Raw genomic sequence first — 21,536 nt, forward strand, 5'->3', positions numbered from 1 at the left:
TAATAAGCGGTACCATTTTTTTCGCTAATAAAAACGTAGTAACTAAGGATAATTAATGAAGTTTACATTGCGCGCTTTGCCAGTACTGGTAGGGGCAGGTCTGCTCGTGGGAATGACCTCTTTTAACGCCAGTGCAGAAATTACACTGATCAAAGCCGACACACAGCCAGGCGATCCATTAAGCCGTCTTAATTTCACCGTTGGCGGCAGTATCCGTCCGCAGTTTGAAATGATGACCGGTGACAGCGATAAAGGTTCTTATAAGCGTAACGGTTTTGACGGCGGTACCCGTTTCCGTTTCGCTGCCGATTATTATCTGTTCGACGATATCAGCTGGGTAAACTATTACGAGCTGGGCGTGAATATTCCGGCGGTATTTGACTGGGACAACCACTATAAAGAGGGCGCGAACGACACCAGCCGCCGTATGCTGTATACCGGTCTGAAAAGCGACACCTGGGGTATTCTGACATTTGGTCAGCAGAACAGCGCTTATTACGACGTGATCGGTTCAAAAACCGATATCTGGGATTACGACATGAAAGCCCAGGCGTCAGGCAACGGCATCAATGGTGATTACGACGGCTCCTACCGTTCCCGTAAAATGCTGAAGTATAAGAAGACCGCTGGCGATGCGGATATCTATGCCGCGTACCTGTTCAGCGATGACTACAACGCCAACGACGGCTTCCGTTATCACCGTAAAGGCGGCGGCTCGCTGGCACTGGATTACCACCTGACCTCCGACCTGACCTGGGGTGCAGCGTGGAACTACACCCGTGCCGACATCCGCGAGAACGACACCAGCAACAGCAAGACCTGGGATCAGAATATCCTCGGTACCGCGCTGAGCTGGACCCCGGACAACTGGACCTTCTCCTTCGGCGGCGGCTGGTACGAAAACTTCATGGTCACCAAAAAGAAATCAGCTAATGATTACTTCGCCGGTGATGCTTGGGGCATTGAGTACTTCGCGGGCTACAAAATCCCGGTGGGCCAGTACGCGCTTAAATCCGTGCAGCCTTACGTGATGGGCGACCGCCTGGAGTTCATCAGCGGCCGTAACTATCAGCGTATCGACAACGGCGTGGGTATCGCCTTCCAGCTCGATTACGGCTTCCGTGTGGATTACGAACACGTATTCACCTCCAGCACCGACAACCTGGGTGACATGAACCTGGTTCGTCTGCGTTACGACTTCTAAGACGTCGTCTCCCCCGGCACCGCTACGCCGGGGGAATTCCCCCTCCGCTTATCTCTTTTCTGTCTGGGTATATGAAATATTTTCAATTACCCGCTGCGGCAGAATGTGCCATCTTACGCTGTCATGCTGTAACTCTACTTGCGTTACAAGCACTTACTGAGCGGCCCGCATACAGAGGCGCACTACAACACACATCCTTCTTTGGGGAGAAAACGCATGGGAATTCGTCACAGCTGGCGCGTCGCGTCCGGCGTATTACTTCTGGCGTGCGGACTGCAGTTCGCCCAGGCAAACAGCGATCCGCAGACTGTCACCTTCGGCGTCGCTCCCGGCCCGTATGGCGATATGGTCAAGCAGGCCATTGCGCCGTCGCTTAAAGAGAAAGGCTATAAGGTCATCGTGCGCGAGTTCAGCGACTACGTGCAGCCAAATATGGCGCTGGCTAACGGCAGCATCGACGCCAACCTGTTCCAGCACTCGCTCTACTTCGATAAATTCACCGCCGATAAAGGTCTTAAACTGACGAAGCTGCTGGCGGTGCCGACGGCTGGTATGGGCCTGTACTCGCATAAAATCAAAAGTCTCGACGCGCTGAAGAAGGGCGACATCGTTACCCTCTCTAATGACCCCACTAACCTGGCGCGCGGGCTGCGTTTCCTGCAGGCGTTAAAACTGATTACCATCAAGCCGAACATCGATCCGACCAAAGCCTCCGAGCGCGACATCGCCAGCAACCCGAAAGGTCTGGTGTTTAAACCGCTGGAAGCCGCACAGCTGCCGCGTACCCTCGACGGGGTTACCGCCTCGCTGGTTAACGGTAACTTTGCCATCGCCGCCGGGATGGATCTTTCCACCGCGCTGGCGCAGGAGCAGCTGGACGAGAACCTGAAAAACATCATCGCCGTGCGCAGTGAAGATGCCGACAAGCCCTTTGCGAAAGACATCGTCAGCGTGGTGAAATCCCCGGCCTACGCGGCAGCGATCAACGATCCGCAGAATGTTTTTATCTCCTTCCAGAAGCCGGAGTGGATGGCGGCTGCGCAGTAAGCCGCAGATTAACGTGGGGAGCGCAGGCTCCCCGTTGAGGTTTTCATGATTGAGCTACAACACGTCTGCGTCGATTTTTCCGGCGCGGGGTCCAGCGCCACCCGGGCGGTGGACGACGTCAGCCTGCATATTAAGGCGGGCGAGATTTTTGGCATTGTTGGCACCAGCGGCGCCGGAAAAAGTACGCTGCTGCGCACGCTGAATGCCCTGCAACGCCCGAGCACGGGTAGCGTGACGATTAACGGCACGCGGATTTCCGATCTGCAGGGCGTGGCCTTGCGTACCGCCCGTCAGCGCATCGGCATGATTTTCCAGCACTTCAGCCTGATGCACACCCGCACCGTGGCGCAGAACGTAGCGTTCAGCCTGAAGGCGGCGGGGTGGGAGCGGGCGAAAATCGCCCCGCGCGTCGCGGAGATCCTCGATCTGGTCGGGCTGACCGATAAAGCGAACCGCTATCCGGTGCAGCTCTCCGGCGGCCAGAAGCAGCGGGTCGGCATTGCGCGAGCCATCGCTAACCACCCGGACGTACTGCTGTGCGACGAACCGACCTCGGCGCTGGATCTTGAAACCTCCGCCACCATTCTGGCGCTGCTTAAAGAGATTAATGCCCGGCTTGGGATCACCATTGTGCTGATCACCCATGAGATGAACGTGATCAAAACGATCTGCGATCGCGTGGCGGTGATGTCCGGCGGCAAGGTGGTGGAAATGGGTGAGGTGTTCGATATCTTCGCCCACCCGCAGCATGCGTTCACCCGCCAGCTGGTGTCGCATACCCTCAACCTGACGCTGCCCGAGCGGCTGAAGGCGCACCTGCAGGGCACGCTGCTGAAGATCCTGTTTATCGGCGACTCGGCGGAACAACCGGTGCTCTCCGAGGTGGCGGTGAAATTCGGCGTGGCGGTGAACATTCTGCACGGCAAGATTGAGTACATCGGCGATCGCGCGCTGGGCGTTCTGGTGGTGCAGCTTACCGCGCCTGACAGCCCGACGGCGGTAGAGGCCGCGGTGGCGCATATCCGTTCCCGTACCGCTCAGGTGGAGGCTTTACATGGATGATTTATTGCCGGATCTGACGCTCGCGTTCAGCGAAACGTTCCAGATGCTCAGCATCTCAACGGTGCTGGCAATCCTCGGCGGCGTGCCGCTCGGTTTTCTTATTTTCGTCACCGATCGCCATCTGTTCTGGCAGAACCGCGCGGTGTACCTCATCAGTTCGGTGCTGGTGAATATTATCCGTTCGGTGCCGTTCGTCATTTTGCTGGTGCTGCTGCTGCCCTTGACGCAGTTTCTGCTCGGCAATACCATCGGGCCGATTGCCGCCTCGGTGCCGCTGTCGGTGGCGGCTATCGCTTTTTATGCCCGTCTGGTGGACGGCGCGCTGCGCGACGTGGACAGAGGTATTATCGAAGCCGCCGAGGCGTTTGGCGCCAGCCCGCTGCGTATCATCTGCACCGTGCTGCTGCCGGAAGCCAGCGCCGGGCTGCTGCGCGGCCTGACCATTACCCTGGTGAGTCTGATTGGCTATTCGGCAATGGCCGGGATTGTCGGCGGTGGCGGGGTAGGGGATCTGGCGATTCGCTACGGTTATTACCGCTACGAAACCGAAGTGATGGTCGTGACGGTAATCGCGTTGATTGTGCTGGTGCAGGTAGTACAGGTGCTGGGCGATTACCTGGCGAAGCGCGCGGATAAACGCGACCGGCATTAATAGTGAAAAGGGGGGAAACGGTGGGTGCACTTCGTTTACCCACCCTACGCTGCCTCATGACCATCCAGGGGGTAAGCGCAGCGCCCCGTTCTTAAGTCGCAGGGTGGGTAAACGGTGGGTGCACTTCGTTTACCCACCCTACGCTGCCTCATGACCATCCAGGGGGGTAAGCGCAGCGCACCCACCACAACCTCACTTATCCAGCTTGACCCGCGCCCAGGCGATGCCGCTGGCATACTCAGGCGGCAGCAGCGCCACCAGCGATTCGAGCGTGGCGCTCAGGCGGTCGGTGTCGCTGTCGGTCAGGTTAAGATGTCCGACCTTGCGCCCCGGACGCACCTCTTTGTCGTACCAGTGCAGATGCACCAGCGGCAGCTTCAGCCAGTCATCGTTAAGCGCGGTGCCAATCAGGTTCACCATCACCGACGGGCTGTTTACCACCGGCTGCGGCAGCGGCAGGGAGAGAATGGCGCGCAGGTGCAGCTCAAACTGACTGATGGATGCCCCGTTCTGGGTCCAGTGACCGCTGTTATGTACGCGCGGTGCCAGCTCGTTGATCTGCAGCCCGCCCGGGGTGATAAAGCACTCCATCGCCATGACGCCGACGTAGTTCAGCTCCTGCATAATCGCGGACAGCATCGCTTCAGCCTGCGCCTGCTGGCCGGCATTGGCGTGCGGAAACGCCACGCTGGTGCGCAGGATCCCGTCCTGATGCAGGTTGTGGGTCAGGGGATAGAACACCGTCGCGCCGTCGTGGCCGCGTGCGCCCACCAGCGACACCTCGCCGGAGAAGTTAATTCCCTGTTCAACAATGCACTCACCGTAGCAGTCGTCAGGCAGCTGCGCGGTATCGCCCGCCCGCAGCCGCCACTGACCGCGACCGTCGTAGCCGCCGGTGCGGCGCTTAACGATCGCCAGCTCGCCCAGGGCATCAAAGACCGCCGGCCACTGCCCGGCAGACGCCAGCAGCTGCCAGGGCGCGGTGGCGAGGCCGAGACGGTCAAACAGCTGCTTCTGCGTCAGGCGGTCGGCGATAACGGGAAACACGTCCCGGTTAACAAATGCCGGGTGACGCGCCAGTTCGCGGGTCAGTGCGGTTTCCGGCCAGCGCTCGATTTCAGCGGTGATCACGCTCTGCTGAAACGGCACCGCCTGCGGCTCCGCGTCCAGTCCTACCGGCCAGACCGCGATGCCCAGCGGTTCACCGGCCTGGCGCAGCATACGCCCCAGTTGGCCGTTCCCGAGTACGCATACCTGTTTCATGCCTGATCCCTCGGGTCCGGATTATCCAGCACCTCGTCAGTCTGCGCCTGGCGCCAGGCACCGAGACGCGCCAGCAGTGCCTCATCATGCTGGGCGAGGATCTGCGCGGCCAGCAGGGCTGCGTTCGCCGCTCCCGCTTTACCGATCGCCAGCGTCCCCACCGGAATACCGCGCGGCATTTGCACAATAGAGTAGAGGCTGTCCACACCGCTCAGGGCGGCGCTCTGCACCGGTACGCCGAGTACCGGCACCAGGGTTTTGGCGGCAATCATGCCCGGCAGATGGGCGGCCCCACCGGCACCGGCGATAATCACCTGATAGCCGTTGTGCTGCGCGCCTTCGGCAAAGCTGAACAGCTTGTCCGGCGTGCGGTGGGCGGAAACCACTTCGACATGATGAGGTACTTCAAGGGCATCAAGAATGTCAGCGGCAAACTGCATGGTCGCCCAGTCGCTTTTAGACCCCATAACGATGGCGATACGCGCCGGATGTTGGCTTGAAGACATGCGTCTTAAAACTCCTGTGAGTGTGCGTGGACAAGGTGCTTGTCGTTCAGAAGGGCACAAAGAATAGCATGGAAAAATGGCAAGGAAAACGGTTGCGTCGGCGCGGCAGGTGGAAAAAAGGGGGCCGTTGGCACCGGCAAAAGCCGCCTGTCAGAGCGCTTTGGTCAGATAAAAACGTTGCTGCCCGTGATGCGGAAAATCCTCCAGCGTCATTTGCAGCACGAAGCCATTTTTTTCGTAAAAGGGGCGCGCCTGGAAGCTGAAGGTATCGACCAGCGCCAGGATACAACCGCGCTGGAGTGCCGTGTGCTCGGCGGTGGCCAGCAGCAAACGACCCAGACCGGTGCCGCGCAGTGCCTCATTCACCCAGAGAAAATCAATGCACAGCCAGTTGCCTTTGATGCTGGCAATAAGCCCGCCATCAAGCCCGCCTGTCAGGTTGCGCCGCCAGACGCCGAGGCTGCCGGAGGCGTCGCTGGCGATAAACTGCTGGTTATAGCCGTGCAGGCCGTGAAACAGCGCAGCGCGATCGTCGGGTGAAATGGCGTCGGTAATATCCAGTTCCATGGGAAACTTGTCTCGTTTGCGTAAGGACTTCCGTTTTAACACATTGAGACGACAGGAAAAACGCCAGAAAAAGCAGGGTCAGAATGGGAAGTGGATCAGTTTTACGTCGTCGGGCGTGACGCTGACCATTGAGCCTTCGCTGTGCCATGCGCCGAGCACTGCGCGAAATGCTGGCTGACCGTTGGCGGTAAGCTCATGTACCGCCGGACGATGGGTGTGACCGTGGATCAGCCACTGCACCTGATGCTGTTCCATTGCCGCCACGACTGCCTGCGGATTGACGTCCATGATCTCCAGCGTCTTGGTGCTGTTGGCCGCTTTACTGTTGGCGCGCATTTTAGCGGCGATACGTTTACGCATAAACAGCGGCAAGGCGAGAAAAAGCGCCTGCAACCAGGGCTGGTGCACTTTCGCGCGGAACGCCTGGTAACCGGCATCATCCGTGCAGAGCGTATCGCCATGCATAATCAGCACGTCGCGCCCGTAGAGCGAGAGCACCTGAGCTTCGGGCAGCAGCGTCATGCCGCTTTGCCGGGCGAAACGCTTGCCGAGCAGGAAGTCACGGTTGCCGTGAATGAAGTAGCAGGGGACGCCATGATCCACCAGCGAGCGGATCGCCCGGGCGATCTCCGCATGCAGCGGAACCGGATCGTCGTCACCAATCCAGGCCTCGAACAGATCGCCTATAATATAGAGCGCGTCGGCATCGCGAGCCGGACCGGCTAAAAAATGCAGAAAACCGGCGGTGATCGCCGGTTCTTCTGGGCAGAGATGAAGATCTGCAATAAAAAGCGTGGCCACGATTACTCGCTGACGGTAACGCTTTCGATGATCACATCTTCTTTCGGTACGTCCTGATGCATACCGCTGCGGCCGGTAGAAACGCCTTTGATCTTGTCAACCACGTCCATACCTTCAACCACTTCTGCGAATACGCAGTAGCCCCAACCCTGCAGGCTTTCGCCGCTGAAGTTCAGGAAGTCGTTGTCAGCCACGTTGATGAAGAACTGCGCGGTCGCGGAGTGCGGAGCCTGAGTACGCGCCATAGCAAGGGTGCCACGGGTGTTTTTCAGGCCGTTGTTCGCTTCGTTCTGGATCGCGTCTTTGGTGTTTTTCTGCTTCATGCCCGGCTCAAAGCCGCCGCCCTGAATCATGAACCCGTTGATGACGCGATGGAAAATAGTGTTGTTGTAGAAACCTTCACGACAGTAGTCCAGGAAGTTCTTCACTGTAACCGGCGCGTCGTTATCAAAAGTTTTGATGACGATATCGCCATGATTGGTATGAAAAGTAACCATGTTTGCATCCTGTTCCGTTAAGTGGCGCTGCGACCTGTCTTATCAGGTCATTTCAGGCGCCTGTTATAGCACAGGTCGTCCGGTTCGATCACCTTGCAAAGTGTGCTGCTTCGGGTTTGAATTACGGGTAAACTAAGCGGCTGGTCCCGAACCGCTCACTTTCACACACGTCTACATGGAATCATCGATGTTAAAAATCTTTAATACACTGACGCGCCAAAAAGAGGAATTTAAACCTATCCATGCCGGGGAAGTGGGCATGTACGTGTGTGGTATTACCGTGTACGACCTGTGTCATATCGGTCATGGCCGTACCTTTGTTGCCTTTGACGTGGTGGCGCGCTACCTGCGTTTTCTTGGCTATAAGCTGAAGTACGTACGCAACATCACGGATATCGACGACAAGATCATCAAGCGCGCCAATGAAAATGGCGAAGGCTTTGTCGAGCTGGTGGACCGCATGGTCGCCGAGATGCACAAGGACTTTGACGCGCTCAATATTCTGCGCCCCGAAAGCGAACCGCGCGCCACCCAGCATATTCCGGAGATCATTGAGATCGTCCAGCAGCTCATCGCCCGCGATCACGCCTATGTGGCGCAGAACGGCGACGTCATGTTCTCAGTAGAAACCGATCCGCAATATGGCCTGCTGTCGCGTCAGGATCTCGACCAGCTTCAGGCGGGTGCGCGCGTCGAAGTGGCGGACGTGAAGCGTAACCCGATGGACTTCGTGCTGTGGAAAATGTCCAAGCCGGGCGAGCCGAGCTGGCCTTCGCCGTGGGGCGAGGGGCGTCCGGGCTGGCACATTGAGTGCTCCGCCATGAACTGCAAGCAGCTGGGCAGCCATTTCGACATCCACGGCGGTGGCTCCGACCTGATGTTCCCGCATCACGAGAACGAAATCGCCCAGTCCACCTGCGCCCACGACGGCGAGTACGTGAACTACTGGATGCACTCCGGGATGGTGATGGTAGACCGCGAGAAGATGTCCAAATCGCTGGGCAACTTCTTCACCGTGCGCGACGTGCTGAAACACTACGATGCCGAAACCATCCGCTACTTCCTGATGTCCGGTCACTACCGCAGCCAGCTGAACTACAGCGAAGACAACCTCAAGCAGGCGCGTGCCTCGCTGGAGCGTCTGTACACCGCGCTGCGCGGCACCGATCCCACTGCGCAGGCTGCAGGCGGCGAGGCGTTTGAAGCGCGCTTTGTGGAGGCGATGAACGACGACTTCAACACGCCGGAAGCCTACTCGGCGCTGTTTGATATGGCGCGTGAAGTTAACCGCCTGAAAGCGGAAGATGCGAACGCGGCAAACCAACTGGCGGCACACCTGCGCAAGCTGGCGGCGGTGCTGGGTCTGCTGGAGCAGGCGCCGGAGCAGTTCCTGCAGTCTGGTGCCCAGAGCAACGATAGCGAAGTGGCGGAAATCGAAGCGCTGATCCAGCAACGTCTGGATGCGCGTAAAGCCAAAGACTGGGCTGCGGCCGATGCGGCACGCGATCGCCTGAACGAGATGGGCATCATCCTTGAAGACGGCCCACAGGGCACCACCTGGCGCCGCAAGTGATTATTCACTAACGCAAAAAAGCCGCCTCCGGGCGGCTTTTTTTATGCGTGCTGCTTTCCATTTCAAAACCAAAATTCACCCTCGGGCGCAGAAATAGTGTTGAATAGTTATCCGGCGATGTATAAAATTTAATACAAAATGCACGGAGCTGATATGGACTTACAAGGAGCACGCGAGGCAGCAAAACCCATCTACTGGTGCGGGTCGTCGCTTGATGATTTGCGCGCCTTTCCGGAGAGCGTCAGAGCCAGAGCAGGAAAAGAGCTACGCAAGGTGCAGTTCGGGCTTGATCCGACAGATGTAAAGCGTGTCAGTACATGGGGCGCGGGCGTTATCGAAATCCGACTGGATGAAGACGCAAATACCTGGCGGGTCGCCTGCGTGGCAAAGTTCGAGGAAGCGGTGTATGTGCTGCACAGCTTCAGTAAAAAAGAGCGGAAGACGAGGCTGAGTGATGCCTGGGTCATCCGTCAGCGGTATCACGAGATCGTTAATCAGCGAAGGAGTAGCAGATGACCCATAACAGCGAGAACGGCGTGCGCCATATCACGCGTCCTGAGGACAACATTTTCACCGACCTCGGTTTTGACGACGCGCAGGCGGCGGCGTTACAGCAGGAGTCAGACCGTGAAATTGCCCTGCTCATCGGTATGAAAAAGCAGGTGATGGCGGAGATTGCCAGCTGGATCAAGACGGAAAACCTTAAGCAGGTTAACGCCGCGCAAATCCTGCAGGTGACGCGCCCGCGGGTGTCTGATGTGGTTAATCAGAAAACGGAAAAGTTTACCCTCGATGCGCTGATTTCGATGGCGAGTCTCATCGGCAAGACCTGCAAGTTGGTAATCAAATAGCCGCTTTCAGGCGGAGTCGCGCTGCACCAGCTGCCCGGAAAGCGTGATGTACTGCGCAGGCAGCCCAGGCTCCTTCAGCTTACGTATCATCAGCATCGCTGCCTGACGCCCGCTCTCTTCGCTCGCCGAGGAGACGTAGGTAAACGACGGCGAGGTGAGGTTAATCTGCAGCATATCTTCAAAGCCAATCAGCGACACCTGCTGGGTAAGAAACACGTCTTTCCCTACCGTACGCCCGACGTGATGAATGCCGCCCAAACTGCCGATAATGGCATGGGGAGAGTGACAGAGCAGGGCGGTGATGGTGTTGTGCTTCTCAAGCAGTTGACGGGTGATGAGGCTGGCGGCGTGGGTGTCCTCGGCGCATACCGGCGCTAACTCTGCGCGAAACGGCAGACCGTACTGCTCCAGCGCGGCGCGATAGCCGAGCAGGCGCTGCTGACGCAACAGGCAGTTAGCCTCGCCGCCAATCCAGGCGATGTTGCGGTGCCCGCGTTCAATCAGATAGCGCGTGGCGAGGCTCGCGGCCTGGCGATTGTCGTGCATCACAATATCCACGCTGCCCTGCAGCGGCGTCTGGGATACCGCCACCAGCGGCAGCGGCGAATGCAGTAGCGGGGCGGGAAGGCTGTCGCGCTGATGATCGCCGCACAGCCAGATGACGCCGGCGACCCCCTGGCGGGTGAAGGAGAGCAGCGTGCGCTTAAGGTGCTCATCGTCCTGCGGTTGGGCGAGAAACACCATATAGCCCTGCTGCTCCAGCGTCTGCACCAGGCTGGCTGCTACCTTCATGCTGAAGGTATCGCCAAAGTTGCGCAGGATCAGGCCAATCAGGTTGGAGGTGCTGGCGCGCAGGTTAGCCGCAGCCACGTTATGCACGTAGCCCAGCGTTGAGATAGCGGCCTGCACTTTTTCAATGGTGGCCTGCGAAATTTTCCCTTTCTGGCGCAGCACCAGCGACACGGTAGAGACCGAGACGCCCGCTGCTTTTGCCACATCGATTATGCTGACCTTTTTCATTCCCTGCCTTCACAAAACCCGCCAGTAAACAACGTGATACCACAACGCCGCCCGGGATGATACAGGCGGCGTCGTGCGGCTTATTTACCCAACATGCCGGACATCTCCTGGGCGATAAACTGCGCTCTGGCACCGAAAATCACCTGAATGCCGTTATCACCGACGAACACCACGCCGCGTGCCCCCACGTTGTTCAGCCCGTCACGATCTACCGCTTTGCCGTTTTCCACCTCCAGGCGCAAACGGGTAATACACGAACCCACGGACCCAACGTTCTGCGCCCCGCCCAGCAGCGCCAGAATTTCACTTGCCAGTTCGGCATCGCTTTTATTGGTGGCGGTGGTAGTCACATCGGTACGCCCCGGCGTTTTAACGTCGAAACGGCGGATCACGAAGCGGAAGGTGAAGTAGTAGATGATGGCCATCGGCACGCCAACGATAATCGCGCTGAGGTAGTGTGTTTCGAAGCCGTTGAACGACGGCAGAATACCGAAGGAGATATAGTCGATAAGCCCGGCGGAGAAGGACTTGGCAATGTGCGCATCCAGCAGGTACATGCACATGTAGGACAGCCCGGCCATGATGGCGTTGAACACGTACAGCACCGGTGCCACGAAGATAAAGGTGAACTCAACCGGCTCGGTAATCCCCGTCAGGAAACAGGTCAGCGCGGCGGAGAACAGAATGCCCGAGGCAATCTTTTTATTTTTGGTATTGGCTTCGTGATACATCGCGAGGCAGGCCGCCGGCAGCGCGAAAAGCATCAGCGGGAATTCGCCCTGCATGAATTTACCCGCGTTGTGGTAGGTATCGCTGCTGAACGACTTCACGCCTTCTTCCAGCATTTTGAACCAGATCGTCTGATCGCCGTGGATCACCTGGCCTGCCTGAGTGGTGTAGTCACCAAACGAGTACCAGAACGACGGATACCAGATATGATGCAGGCCGAGCGGGATAAGCGCGCGCTCCACCAGCCCGAAGATAAAGGTTGAAGCTGCCTGGTTATCGCCGTTGACCACCAGCGAGAGCGCATCAATGCCCGCCTGGATGTGCTGCCAGACGTACGGCAACAGCAGCCCGAGAATAAAGGACAGGAACGCGGTAGCGATAGCGACAAAGCGTTTTCCCGAGAAGAAACCGAGGAACTCAGGTAGCTGCAGGGTATGGAAACGGTTGTAACACCACGCCGCCAGAATGCCGCAGATAAGCCCGCCAAACACGCCCATCTGCAACGTGGGAATGCCGACCACCATCGCGTATTTGCCACCCTGTGCGGCCATTTCCGGTGTAATGCTTAACACCGTGCCGATGGTGACGTTTGTCACGAACACCGAGACCGCAGCGGAGAGCGCTGCAATACCCGACTCGGACGCCAGCCCCACCGCAGAGCCAATGGCGAACAGCAGCGGCAGGTTATCGAAGATAACCCCGCCCGCGTTCATCATCAGCGGCAGATGAAACTTATCGCCGAACGCCAGCAGCAGACCTGCCGCCGGCAGCAATGAGATTGGCAGCATTAACGCGCGGCCAATCATCGACAGTTTAGACAACGATTTTACTAACCCTGATACCAGACTCATGCTGATTTCCCCCGAAGAGAACGCTGTGCGCGTCTTGCTTGTTATTGTAAGTAGAACGTTTTAGTAGAACGTTCTACTCATCGTCTTTGAACGGTGATATTCGCGCAACAAATACTTCATCGCGAACCAGACGAATTTCTGATTATTTGAAGTGCAACGCCAACAGGCCTGGCTTTATTGCGGGTATGGCTATTGCGGTTATATGTGCGTCCGATCACATTTTTTAAGATTTTTTATTTGCCGCTAACTCAGTCACTTATGTGCAGTTTTCCGGTGACGCGCTTGCGATACGCGTGAGGAGTGCCAGTCTTTAAAGGGTCGATTACACAGTGACTCACTGAGAAAACAGGAGGTTAAATGGAACGCTTTCATAACAAAGTGGTAGTGATTACCGGTGCGGGTTCAGGTATTGGCGCTGCGGCTGCCCAGCGTTTTGCGAAAGAGGGCGCGAGCGTGGTGCTGGTAGGGCGCACTCAGGAGAAACTGGAAAAAGTCGCCGCCACGCTGCCGCAGGGTAAGCATCTTGTGGCCCCCTGTGACGTATCCGTTGCAGAAGAAGTGGCTGCGCTCGCCCGCCGGGTTGAGGATGAATATGGTCGCGCGGACGTGCTGGTGAACAACGCCGGGATGATCGTGCAGGGCCGCATCCATGAGATTGACCTGCAGGACTGGGACAGCCTGATGAAAACCGACCTTAACGGCGTGTTTTACGGCGTGCACTACTTCATGCCGGCGCTGCTGAAAACCAAAGGCAACGTGATTAACATTTCCTCGGTGTCCGGCCTCGGCGGCGACTGGGGGATGAGCGTATACAACGCGGCGAAAGGCGCGATCACTAACTTTACCCGTGCGCTGGCGATGGACTATGGTCGCGATGGGGTGCGCGTGAACGCTATTTGTCCTGGCTTTACCTTTACCGACCTGACGGAAGAGATGAAAGACAACCAGCCGCTGCTGGAGAAATTCTATGAGCGCATTCCGCTGGGCCGCGCCGGTGAAGCCGAGGATATTGCCGATGCCATTGCCTTTATGGCAAGCGACGATGCGCGCTATATCACCGGTGTAAACCTGGCTGTCGACGGGGGTATCACCGCCTCGAACGGTCAGCCGCCGCAGGCATAAGCGGCAATAAAAAACCCGCCGACCGGCGGGTTTTTTGCGTCAGGCAACGACGGTAATGCTCTGGCCGTGGAAGCTGACCGTCTGACCGGCCACTATCTTGCAGCGCTTACGCGTCTCGACGTTGCCGTCCACGGTAACCAGCCCGTCGGCGATGAAAATTTTGGCCTGCGCGCCGCTTTCGCTCCAGCCTTCCAGCTTCAGCAGGTCGCACAGCTCTACGTGCGGGTGTTTACCCAGGGAAAATGTTGCCATCTTAGTTCTCTTCCAGATCGTGATACTCTTCGCACGCCTGTAGCGTGTTCTGAATCAGGGTTGCTACGGTCATCGGGCCTACGCCGCCCGGCACCGGAGTGATATAGCCCGCGCGCGCTGCCGCGTCGTCAAATACCACATCGCCTACCACCTTGCCGCTTTCCAGCCGGTTGATGCCAACATCAATCACGATGGCACCTTCTTTGATCCATTCTCCCGGAATAAAGCCCGGTTTACCCACCGCGACCACCAGCAGGTCGGCGTTCTCGACGTGCTGACGCAGGTTTTTGGTAAAACGATGGGTAACGGTAGTGGTGCAACCCGCCAGCAGCAGCTCCATGCTCATCGGGCGGCCAACAATGTTGGATGCACCAATCACCACCGCGTTCAGGCCGTAGGTATCAATGTTATAGCGCTCCAGCAGCGTGACGATACCGCGCGGCGTACAGGGGCGCAGGCACGGTGCGCGCTGGCACAGGCGACCGATATTGTAGGGATGAAAGCCGTCGACGTCTTTATCTGGCGCGATGCGCTCCAGGACTTTGACGTTGTCGATACCCGCCGGCAGCGGCAGCTGCACCAGAATGCCGTCGATCTCGCGATCGCGATTCAGGGTATCGATCAGCGCCAGCAGCTCGGCTTCGCTGGTGGTGTCGGGCAGATCGTAAGAGCGGGACAGGAACCCGACCTCTTCACAGGCTTTGCGTTTGCTGCCGACATAAATTTGTGAAGCCGGGTTATCACCGACCAGCACAACTGCCAGACCAGGGGCACGTTTTCCGGCGGCGACGCGGGCCTGAACTTTTGCGGCAACCTCAGAGCGGACCTGCTGCGCAATCGTTTTACCGTCAATTATCTTTGCTACCATCAGAGAGAGGATTCCATCTGTCGTCATAGGGAAGGGGGATGCATATATTTTGTCAGAAGCGCGCCGTGCTGTCAGTCACAGAAACGGTTTTATGCTCAATAAGCGCGCAGGCAGCGGAAAAGCCATTGACTCACCCGACCCTGACCGTATAATTCCACGCGTTTCGCCCTCCCTGAGCCGGGCGAAATCCTTTCAGTTACGCGCCCTTAGCTCAGTCGGATAGAGCAACGGCCTTCTAAGCCGTGGGTCGCAGGTTCGAATCCTGCAGGGCGCGCCATGTAAAATCAAATACTTACGCCAAAGTGAAACCCCCGCGAAAAATGCTACCGGTGCTGTAGTCGGTGCTGTAAGAAAAAATCCCCTCTCAGTCTTTCACTAACGAACAGATTCAGAATTATGCCTTTAAAAATCGCTTGCTACTGTCACCCAGCCGTTATAGCGAACTGAATACTCCTCATTTCTAACTACGCTGAGGTGATAAAAATATTCTTTATTTCGTTGGCGCTGATGTAGTTATCGCGCTCAGGTCCAGACCGAGGTCGTTGTTTATACTGGCCTGCAACATGCTTTCAGCGTAATGGCCCGATGCGGCGCATTTACTGACGGGTAAAGCCGTCGCATTGCCCATCAGGGGTAATAACAGAAAGGTGAAATGATTCTGATTTAATCTCAGATTAAGATAAATAAATTTAACCAGCGCTGAGGATAAAATAACCACGAAAAATGAGCAATAATAGATGGCGCATTTATCCAGGTGATTAATAAGAAGGGTAATTAATTTTTATCGGATGTTCATTTCCCAGCCTGATATCCAGTTGAGCAAATGGTTCTACTGTTATATGCTTTTTTGGAAATTGGTTTCGCCTTTTCCGTTTATTGATACCAGCTACTTTTCCAACGTAAAGTTTCCCCGTTTTTTGCCGATAACCCCTGCGTACACTTTTTTATTATTTCAGGCAAGGAAAGAAATGGAAAACCATTACGAATATCTCAAACTCGACATGTCCGCCACAAAAGAGCAGATTGATACTGCCCTGGCGGCGGTCGGGAATGAAGATGAAGCACGCGTGAGAAAAATCAGATCGATTATGCAGAATGACAGATTCAAAGAAGAATATGATAATAAATTAATTGCTTTTTTGATTGGCGGCAGTGAGTCAGCGACATCATCTTCCGGTAAAAAAGTTAGCGATATTGTTGCGAAAATCAAAGCGCTGGATAGCGCTAGCCTGCATGACTATTATATTTATATGGCGGTATTGCTACTCATTTTTAATTTTATCTCTTCACTGTTAGTTAGTCTTCAGGTTGATTACGTAATTAGCCTACTGGTGATGATAGCCACCATCGCCTTACTGTATAAAGACTGGAAGCTGCTTGAGCTAAATAGCAAAGCGACTTTCTCGGTATGGTGGATTTTATTTTCACCGGTTTACCTGTTCAAGCGCGCTAATGCCACAGGTGAAAGTAAACGTCTGTTTGCGGTATGGATAGGTATTATTGCCATTTTTATGGTGTGCAATTTTCTCTTTTCAAGCGGGCGTGCGGAGCTGGAAAGCGCTGCCTGCGAGACGGTTTCTGATATTTACCGCACACAGCTGCATCGCCCGGGTATCACCTGCAAAAGCGTTGCCATTACTGAAAGTAACGGCAAAAACCATGTCGGCTTTGTCGAATTATCCAATGGCAGCACGCGCGATGTGACCGTGCAGGAATATAACGACGGGCAGATTTACGTCACGGTTGAATAATTAACAGGGCAGTCGGGCCATACCCGACTGCCCTGTATTCACCCTGGCGCAGTGCCAGGAAAAACATCACTTATCAGAAGTTAAAATTCAGCCCCGCCTGCACGCTGACGCTGTTATCCACGTCGCCGGTGCCGGTATATATTCCACTGGAAAACCACAGATCCCGGGTAATACCCAGATTCGCGCCTATCCCCAGTAGGCCCATTTTCTGGTTGTGGCCCGCGTGGAGCGTATAGTCTGCCGCGGTGATGGCGGTGTCGTCGTTAAATTCAGTGACGTAGCGGGCATCGATCCACGGCAGGACGCGAACCATGCCCGCCTCAAGCTCCGTTGATAAGCGCATGCCCGCGCCGCTATGCCAGGCCGAGGTTTCATTTTTGGCGATTTCGATCTGTGCATCAGAAAAGCGATCGCTGTGCGCGCTGTTCCAGCCGAGCACGGCGTAGGGCTGGAGCAGAGCGCCGCCGGTGCGCAGCGTGAACCCGGCGCGGGTTTCCACATCAACCATACTGCCGTCATAGGAACCGTTCAGCGCCTCCTTAATGCCGGTGGTGGTGGCCGGGACGTTATGTACTTTCAGGGTATAGCGGATGTCGCCGAGGCTGATGCTGCCGTCCGCAAACAGGCTCCAGCGGTTATCGTGCAGGGGCTGCTGCCAGCCGCCGTACAGGCTGTAAAAATCACCGTAGACCGCATTATTAAAGTTGCCCTGGTTGTCGCTGTCGCTGACGCGGTTGCGTACCCAGGCCAGCGCGAACCCGCCGGTCAGCAGATCGCCATTGGTTAACTGATGGCTCCAGTCCACACCGACCTGCGCACCCAGCAGGTTGCTGTGATAGTCCACGTCATCAGCAAAATCCCCGGTGTGGTAGAGGTAATCTCCCCAGACATGCGCCCCCTCGCTCTGCCCGTGCAGCAGAAAATGGTTACGCAGGCTGTCGAGACGGCTCGCCAGGTTAGCCGCTACCGTCTGGCCCGACTGTTTTGCACCCTCCAGACCCGCAATCGCGCCCTTGACGTCATGCGCCAGCCCGATCTGCCGCTGGCTCAGTATCAGCTCTGCGCCCTGGGTGGCATTGTTCATCGGCACGGTAAAGGCGCTGAGATCGTAATTCCATGCCCCGGCCCGGGCGGCGACGCGACGGGCGCCGTTGGCAAAGCGGTAGTTGACGGAGCCCTGCGACAAATCGGCAAAGGAGCCTATCACCGCCTGGCCTTCACTGCCCTGCGTCGCCATCTGGCTGATGATCAGCGTGTTAACGCCGGTTACCGCACCGGTGACGATCACCATGCTGTCGGTGCTCATGGTGATGCTGGCATCCGACATGGTGTTGCCCACCAGCATGGAGCGGTTCATCAGGTTCCAGGCGGTGTCGCTGCCGATATGCGGCGTGACGATGGTGTTCTCCTCGGTGGCGTGAACGCTGTTGATATTGATGAGCTGACCGTCGATGGCGCTGCTGCCGTCGAGTAGCAGGCTGTTTTGCCCGGCACCGCCGTCAATAGCACCTTTTACTTCCGAGCCGTTGATGACGGCGACTCGATCGCTCCCGGCACCGGTGGTGACGTTGCCGGTTACGGTGGATGCATCGCCGATCACCAGCGTGGTGGCCCCGGTTTGTGCCGCGGCGTCAAGGTTGCCATTGAGCTGGCTGTTTGTCAGCGTGACCCGCGCGCTGCCGTTGCCCACCAGCACCAGATCGCCGCGCAGCGTGCTCTTCTGGATGTCGGCGCGGTTAACGCCCTGGCTGTTCAGCAGGCCGACATCACCCGTAACGGTGGCGTTATTGAGCGTGAGCTGATTCGTGTTGTTACCCGCCAGACCGATGGCGACCCGGTCCAGCGCGGGGGGGATCGACGACACTGGCAACCCGCTGGCTGGCAGTAATGCCGCGAACTGACCGGCGGTGGCGCTCTGACTGGCGTCGAGCCGGGCGTTGTTCAGCGTCACCTGGTTGTCCGCGCTGCGGCTCAGGGAGTACAGACTGCCGCTGTCGAGGGTGCTGTCGCTGACCGTGATGCGCTGGGCCGCTGCGCCGCCGGTGATGATGCTGCCGGACAGCTGGCTGTCATTCTGCACCGTCAGGTTATGCACCCCGGCATCGGCCTGATCGATAAATATCGCCGACCCCATCATGTACGCTTTGTCCCCCGGCGCGGTGTGGTACTGCACGCTGGCGTTGGCACCGTTCAGCACCGCGTTATCCATCACCACGGTAATATCGGTTGCAGACCCCGCGTTGCCCCCTTCAATCATATCGGCACGCGCTCCCCCGGCCAGGGTAATGGTTGCCGCCCCGGTGTGGCTGGCCTGAATATACTTCCCGGACATATCCGTGCCGGAAACCGTGAGCTGCTGCGTGTTGCCTGGCTGGCGTCCGTCCATATAAATGGTGGCATCGGAGGTGGGGGCATTGATAAAGGCGGTGCCGGAGGGGCTATCGAGATAGAGATCCTGACCATTATACGGGGACATACCGCAGGTAGCGGCAGGCGTGGCCGGGCACGGCGCGGCGCGCGCCGGGGATAAGGTCGCGGTCACGATCAGTAAACCCGGCAGGCTTAATGCTATGCCTTTCGCGGACGGGGCGAGCTTAAGCGTCTTAAACATAGGTATGGCTCCAGAGGCAATCAACGCGCGGAAAATAAGCGGCTAACCGAACCCAAAACATAAGGGTGCAAATGTAAGCCCGGCTTTAAACGCAATGACATGGCTGGGGTAAGCATATTCATCGCGCAACGGAAATCGCGGGCGCGGGATACGGCAGTGAGGAATTGTGGTGGGCAATGAGGCAGGGTGAGTAACGTTGATAGCCGTTGATGCTCCCCGGCGGCGGGGAGCAGCTGAGGTTATTTCTCCGTCGCGCCGCGCTTGCGAAAACAGCGCACAAACTCTTCGGCGAAGGGAAGGATCTCCAGCAGTACGATAGCCAGCAGCAGGGTAACAATATACGGCACCGGCAGCGGCTCGCTTTTCAGGTTCAGGCTAAAATCTGCCGCTGCGGCTCCCAGCCCGACCAGCGCCAGCGCCTGATCCCAGTGGCGCGTCACTACCAGCAGCAGCGCCATCAGCGGCACCATCTCCAGAAAGCTGTGGATATGCTGCTCAACCGGCGAGATATAACGCACGGTCGAGGAGTAGCTCACATCCCACAGCGCAGTGGCTTCGTGGAGCAAAAAACCGACGACCATCAGCAGGATAATCAGGGCGTTGATTTCAAGAAACAGCGCGGCAAGCAGCGGAATTCCCATCTCGCTGAACATCAGAATATGAATAAAGGCCTCTTTTAGCCCGGCGTTTTCCTCAATGTGGGTTTTACGGTGGCACAGCCAGTCGCAGACGCCGGCCAGCAGCCAGAGCGGCATAATAAAATAAAGCAGTAACAGCAGCGTGGGATCGTTGGGTGTCACAGGTAGCCCTCCGGAATGTCTCATCCGTTAAGCATAGACCTGAATTTTAGCAGGGGTATCGCGTTCGGGAGATCCTCAGGCTATTGCAGCCTGAGGAAGAGCGAGAAGGATTGGGAAACTACAGGCGATTACCACGCCGGAACGGACGGCAGATGGCGATCATGGCAAAGGCGCTGCACAGCGGGACGATCCCCAGCATCAACCAGGCGGTGGCCGCCTGCGGGGAGGGCGTCAGCGCATGGTCGAGCTGGCCGCCCAGCAGGAAATTGCCCAGCAGTACCGCCACGCCACCCATCGACGAGAGCGCCCCATAATGCGCCCCGAGGTTGTGTTCATCGGCGAAACGCGGGATGAGGTCCATTCCCACCGGCATAATCAGCATCTGCCCGAGCGTCAACAGCGACACCATCAGCATTGCCGGGACCAGCCGGGTTATCCCTTCCGGTGGTGGAGCCGCGGCAAATAGCGCCACGCTGAAGAAGGCGCTCGCGAGCAGGAAAAAACCGAGCGGCAGAATGTGCGCCGCCCCGATGCGGCGGGCAATACGCGCCAGCGGCAGTTGCAGAACGATCACCAGCATCGACGCCAGCATAAAGACCGGGCCTAACGCTTTCTCACTGCTACCAGAGCGGTGCAGCTCTACCGGCAGCGCCAGATAGAGCTGGTTATAGCTGAACAGATACGCGCTGTAGGCGATGATAAAGGCGACAAAACGCGGCTGGTGGAAGGTTTTCCACCACGGGTTGATCCGCAACTCGCCGCTGCGGCGCGGGGTCTGGGGCAGGAAAAAGAACAGGATCGCCAGCGCAACGATAAACACACCGGCACCGGCCAGCGCCACGCGCTGAAAACCGAAGCCCGTCAGCAGCGACCCCAGTACCGGGCCAAGTACCGCGCCCAGTTCACCGCACACGGCGAACAGCGCGAACCATTCCGCGCGGCTGCGCTTTCCGGCCTGCTCGCTTTCATTGCTGGCACGGGCCAGCAACGCTTCGATAGCCGGGGAGAACAGCGCGCCACCGACCCCGGTGAGGCAGGCACCGAGAATAATCGGCACCAGGCTGTCGCCCAGCGCCAGCAGCAGATAGCCGCTGATGCGCACCATACACCCGCACAGAATGATGACTCGCGCGCCAAAGCGGTCTGCCAGCGCGCCGCCCACCAGAAACATGCCCTGCTGCGAAAAGGTGCGCAAACCAATGATCAGCCCCACCGCCCAGCCAGAGAGCAGCATGTCATCGCGCAGGAAGATAGCCAGAAACGGCACCACCGCATAAAAACCGATATTAAAGACCAGCTGGCTGCCGAGCAGCAACGGCGGGTAAACCCGGGTAGTACGGCGGGCGAACAGGGAAAGCATGCGTTATCCATCAGCGTGAGGTTAAAAACAGAGGGCTAATATGGATGAAGCCACCGCCGCTGGCAAATCGTTGCGCCCGGCAAATCATTAACGGCGCATATAGTTGTTATGGGCAATTACCTGTATTGACAACCCCCGGAGCGCCCGGT

Annotated in this window: 21 protein-coding genes and 1 tRNA gene; 10 read left to right on the forward strand and 12 right to left on the reverse strand. The window is 57.4% G+C overall.

Features of this window, described 5'->3' with window-relative positions; translation table 11 throughout:
• The first annotated feature begins 55 nt into the window (after positions 1-55).
• From KFZ77_RS04945 to KFZ77_RS04960, 4 genes are all read left to right on the forward strand, one after another.
• Positions 56-1,204: a porin gene (locus KFZ77_RS04945; protein WP_264385599.1), complete on the forward strand. Its 1,149-nt coding sequence runs from the start codon at positions 56-58 to the stop codon at positions 1,202-1,204.
• A 216-nt stretch (positions 1,205-1,420) separates the two neighbouring features.
• Positions 1,421-2,251: a MetQ/NlpA family ABC transporter substrate-binding protein gene (locus tag KFZ77_RS04950; RefSeq protein WP_264385600.1), complete on the forward strand. Its 831-nt coding sequence runs from the start codon at positions 1,421-1,423 to the stop codon at positions 2,249-2,251.
• Positions 2,252-2,296: 45 nt separating this feature from the next.
• The gene (sfbB, locus tag KFZ77_RS04955) at positions 2,297-3,313 is read left to right on the forward strand and encodes a virulence-associated ABC transporter ATP-binding protein SfbB (protein WP_264385601.1); all 1,017 of its coding nucleotides are present in this window, start codon (positions 2,297-2,299) and stop codon (positions 3,311-3,313) included.
• Positions 3,306-3,965 (forward strand): methionine ABC transporter permease, encoded by a 660-nt coding sequence (locus tag KFZ77_RS04960; protein WP_031524416.1) that lies wholly within the window; start codon positions 3,306-3,308, stop codon positions 3,963-3,965. The genes sfbB and KFZ77_RS04960 overlap by 8 nt, the downstream gene beginning before the upstream one ends.
• A 192-nt stretch (positions 3,966-4,157) precedes the next feature.
• On the opposite strand, the gene purK is transcribed toward KFZ77_RS04960, so the two are convergent.
• From purK to ppiB, 5 genes are all read right to left on the reverse strand, one after another.
• A complete protein-coding gene (gene purK, locus KFZ77_RS04965; RefSeq protein WP_264385602.1) occupies positions 4,158-5,228 on the reverse strand; it encodes a 5-(carboxyamino)imidazole ribonucleotide synthase in 1,071 nt (356 codons plus the stop codon).
• Entirely contained in the window at positions 5,225-5,734 is a 510-nt protein-coding gene (purE, locus tag KFZ77_RS04970; protein ID WP_031524420.1) for a 5-(carboxyamino)imidazole ribonucleotide mutase, read from the reverse strand. Before purE ends, purK begins: the two co-directional genes overlap by 4 nt.
• 150 nt (positions 5,735-5,884) lie before the next feature.
• Positions 5,885-6,301 (reverse strand): GNAT family N-acetyltransferase, encoded by a 417-nt coding sequence (locus tag KFZ77_RS04975; protein WP_264385603.1) that lies wholly within the window; start codon positions 6,299-6,301, stop codon positions 5,885-5,887.
• 78 nt (positions 6,302-6,379) lie between these two features.
• The gene (gene lpxH, locus KFZ77_RS04980) at positions 6,380-7,102 is read right to left on the reverse strand and encodes a UDP-2,3-diacylglucosamine diphosphatase (protein WP_264385604.1); all 723 of its coding nucleotides are present in this window, start codon (positions 7,100-7,102) and stop codon (positions 6,380-6,382) included.
• Between the two features lie 2 nt (positions 7,103-7,104).
• Positions 7,105-7,599, reverse strand: a complete 495-nt coding sequence (gene ppiB, locus KFZ77_RS04985; protein WP_264385605.1) for a peptidylprolyl isomerase B — start codon at positions 7,597-7,599, stop codon at positions 7,105-7,107.
• A gap of 187 nt (positions 7,600-7,786) precedes the next feature.
• Between ppiB and cysS the strand changes: the two genes are divergently transcribed.
• The 3 genes from cysS (at position 7,787) to KFZ77_RS05000 (ending at position 10,023) form a co-directional block, all read left to right on the forward strand.
• Positions 7,787-9,172 (forward strand): cysteine--tRNA ligase, encoded by a 1,386-nt coding sequence (cysS, locus tag KFZ77_RS04990; RefSeq protein ID WP_264385606.1) that lies wholly within the window; start codon positions 7,787-7,789, stop codon positions 9,170-9,172.
• Positions 9,173-9,325: 153 nt separating this feature from the next.
• Positions 9,326-9,688, forward strand: a complete 363-nt coding sequence (locus KFZ77_RS04995; RefSeq protein WP_264385607.1) for a type II toxin-antitoxin system RelE/ParE family toxin — start codon at positions 9,326-9,328, stop codon at positions 9,686-9,688.
• Entirely contained in the window at positions 9,685-10,023 is a 339-nt protein-coding gene (locus KFZ77_RS05000; protein ID WP_264385608.1) for a helix-turn-helix domain-containing protein, read from the forward strand. Before KFZ77_RS04995 ends, KFZ77_RS05000 begins: the two co-directional genes overlap by 4 nt.
• 6 nt (positions 10,024-10,029) lie before the next feature.
• Here KFZ77_RS05000 and malI read toward each other — a convergent pair whose 3' ends face one another.
• Both malI and KFZ77_RS05010 read right to left on the reverse strand, forming a co-directional pair.
• Entirely contained in the window at positions 10,030-11,043 is a 1,014-nt protein-coding gene (malI, locus tag KFZ77_RS05005; protein ID WP_264385609.1) for a Mal regulon transcriptional regulator MalI, read from the reverse strand.
• Positions 11,044-11,123: 80 nt separating this feature from the next.
• Entirely contained in the window at positions 11,124-12,623 is a 1,500-nt protein-coding gene (locus KFZ77_RS05010; protein ID WP_031524434.1) for a PTS transporter subunit EIIC, read from the reverse strand.
• 357 nt (positions 12,624-12,980) lie between these two features.
• Here KFZ77_RS05010 and KFZ77_RS05015 point away from each other — a divergent pair, with 357 nt between their 5' ends.
• The gene (locus KFZ77_RS05015) at positions 12,981-13,745 is read left to right on the forward strand and encodes an SDR family NAD(P)-dependent oxidoreductase (protein WP_264385610.1); all 765 of its coding nucleotides are present in this window, start codon (positions 12,981-12,983) and stop codon (positions 13,743-13,745) included.
• Between the two features lie 39 nt (positions 13,746-13,784).
• Here KFZ77_RS05015 and ybcJ read toward each other — a convergent pair whose 3' ends face one another.
• Both ybcJ and folD read right to left on the reverse strand, forming a co-directional pair.
• The gene (ybcJ, locus tag KFZ77_RS05020; protein WP_031524436.1) at positions 13,785-13,997 is read right to left on the reverse strand and encodes a ribosome-associated protein YbcJ; all 213 of its coding nucleotides are present in this window, start codon (positions 13,995-13,997) and stop codon (positions 13,785-13,787) included.
• Position 13,998: 1 nt separating this feature from the next.
• Complete coding sequence (gene folD, locus KFZ77_RS05025; RefSeq protein ID WP_031524438.1) at positions 13,999-14,865, reverse strand: bifunctional methylenetetrahydrofolate dehydrogenase/methenyltetrahydrofolate cyclohydrolase FolD; 867 nt, start codon at positions 14,863-14,865, stop codon at positions 13,999-14,001.
• Positions 14,866-15,065: 200 nt separating this feature from the next.
• On the opposite strand from folD, the gene KFZ77_RS05030 reads away from it, so the two are divergent.
• Both KFZ77_RS05030 and KFZ77_RS05035 read left to right on the forward strand, forming a co-directional pair.
• Positions 15,066-15,142, forward strand: a tRNA-Arg gene (locus KFZ77_RS05030).
• A gap of 691 nt (positions 15,143-15,833) precedes the next feature.
• On the forward strand, positions 15,834-16,616 hold the full coding sequence (locus tag KFZ77_RS05035; RefSeq protein WP_264385611.1) for a hypothetical protein: 783 nt from the start codon (positions 15,834-15,836) through the stop codon (positions 16,614-16,616).
• Between the two features lie 73 nt (positions 16,617-16,689).
• Here KFZ77_RS05035 and KFZ77_RS05040 read toward each other — a convergent pair whose 3' ends face one another.
• From KFZ77_RS05040 to KFZ77_RS05050, 3 genes are all read right to left on the reverse strand, one after another.
• The gene (locus KFZ77_RS05040; RefSeq protein WP_264385612.1) at positions 16,690-19,227 is read right to left on the reverse strand and encodes an autotransporter outer membrane beta-barrel domain-containing protein; all 2,538 of its coding nucleotides are present in this window, start codon (positions 19,225-19,227) and stop codon (positions 16,690-16,692) included.
• A gap of 239 nt (positions 19,228-19,466) precedes the next feature.
• A complete protein-coding gene (locus KFZ77_RS05045; RefSeq protein WP_081826956.1) occupies positions 19,467-20,027 on the reverse strand; it encodes a diguanylate cyclase in 561 nt (186 codons plus the stop codon).
• A 118-nt stretch (positions 20,028-20,145) separates the two neighbouring features.
• The gene (locus KFZ77_RS05050) at positions 20,146-21,387 is read right to left on the reverse strand and encodes an MDR family MFS transporter (RefSeq protein ID WP_264385613.1); all 1,242 of its coding nucleotides are present in this window, start codon (positions 21,385-21,387) and stop codon (positions 20,146-20,148) included.
• Between the last annotated feature and the right edge of the window lie 149 nt (positions 21,388-21,536).

This window comes from Siccibacter colletis (assembly GCF_025914095.1).
Classification (GTDB): domain Bacteria; phylum Pseudomonadota; class Gammaproteobacteria; order Enterobacterales; family Enterobacteriaceae; genus Siccibacter; species Siccibacter colletis.

Bases quoted from the DNA above. Each gene is read 5' to 3' on its own strand.
- KFZ77_RS04975 (WP_264385603.1), bottom strand. From the start codon at position 6,301: ATGGAACTGGATATTACCGACGCCATTTCACCCGACGATCGCGCTGCG.
- sfbB (WP_264385601.1), top strand. From the start codon at position 2,297: ATGATTGAGCTACAACACGTCTGCGTCGATTTTTCCGGCGCGGGGTCC.
- KFZ77_RS04995 (WP_264385607.1), top strand. From the start codon at position 9,326: ATGGACTTACAAGGAGCACGCGAGGCAGCAAAACCCATCTACTGGTGC.
- cysS (WP_264385606.1), top strand. From the start codon at position 7,787: ATGTTAAAAATCTTTAATACACTGACGCGCCAAAAAGAGGAATTTAAA.
- KFZ77_RS04945 (WP_264385599.1), top strand. From the start codon at position 56: ATGAAGTTTACATTGCGCGCTTTGCCAGTACTGGTAGGGGCAGGTCTG.
- KFZ77_RS05040 (WP_264385612.1), bottom strand. From the start codon at position 19,227: ATGTTTAAGACGCTTAAGCTCGCCCCGTCCGCGAAAGGCATAGCATTA.
- KFZ77_RS04960 (WP_031524416.1), top strand. From the start codon at position 3,306: ATGGATGATTTATTGCCGGATCTGACGCTCGCGTTCAGCGAAACGTTC.
- KFZ77_RS04950 (WP_264385600.1), top strand. From the start codon at position 1,421: ATGGGAATTCGTCACAGCTGGCGCGTCGCGTCCGGCGTATTACTTCTG.
- purE (WP_031524420.1), bottom strand. From the start codon at position 5,734: ATGTCTTCAAGCCAACATCCGGCGCGTATCGCCATCGTTATGGGGTCT.
- KFZ77_RS05035 (WP_264385611.1), top strand. From the start codon at position 15,834: ATGGAAAACCATTACGAATATCTCAAACTCGACATGTCCGCCACAAAA.
- KFZ77_RS05050 (WP_264385613.1), bottom strand. From the start codon at position 21,387: ATGCTTTCCCTGTTCGCCCGCCGTACTACCCGGGTTTACCCGCCGTTG.
- KFZ77_RS05015 (WP_264385610.1), top strand. From the start codon at position 12,981: ATGGAACGCTTTCATAACAAAGTGGTAGTGATTACCGGTGCGGGTTCA.
- ppiB (WP_264385605.1), bottom strand. From the start codon at position 7,599: ATGGTTACTTTTCATACCAATCATGGCGATATCGTCATCAAAACTTTT.
- KFZ77_RS05010 (WP_031524434.1), bottom strand. From the start codon at position 12,623: ATGAGTCTGGTATCAGGGTTAGTAAAATCGTTGTCTAAACTGTCGATG.
- folD (WP_031524438.1), bottom strand. From the start codon at position 14,865: ATGGTAGCAAAGATAATTGACGGTAAAACGATTGCGCAGCAGGTCCGC.
- ybcJ (WP_031524436.1), bottom strand. From the start codon at position 13,997: ATGGCAACATTTTCCCTGGGTAAACACCCGCACGTAGAGCTGTGCGAC.
- KFZ77_RS05000 (WP_264385608.1), top strand. From the start codon at position 9,685: ATGACCCATAACAGCGAGAACGGCGTGCGCCATATCACGCGTCCTGAG.
- purK (WP_264385602.1), bottom strand. From the start codon at position 5,228: ATGAAACAGGTATGCGTACTCGGGAACGGCCAACTGGGGCGTATGCTG.
- malI (WP_264385609.1), bottom strand. From the start codon at position 11,043: ATGAAAAAGGTCAGCATAATCGATGTGGCAAAAGCAGCGGGCGTCTCG.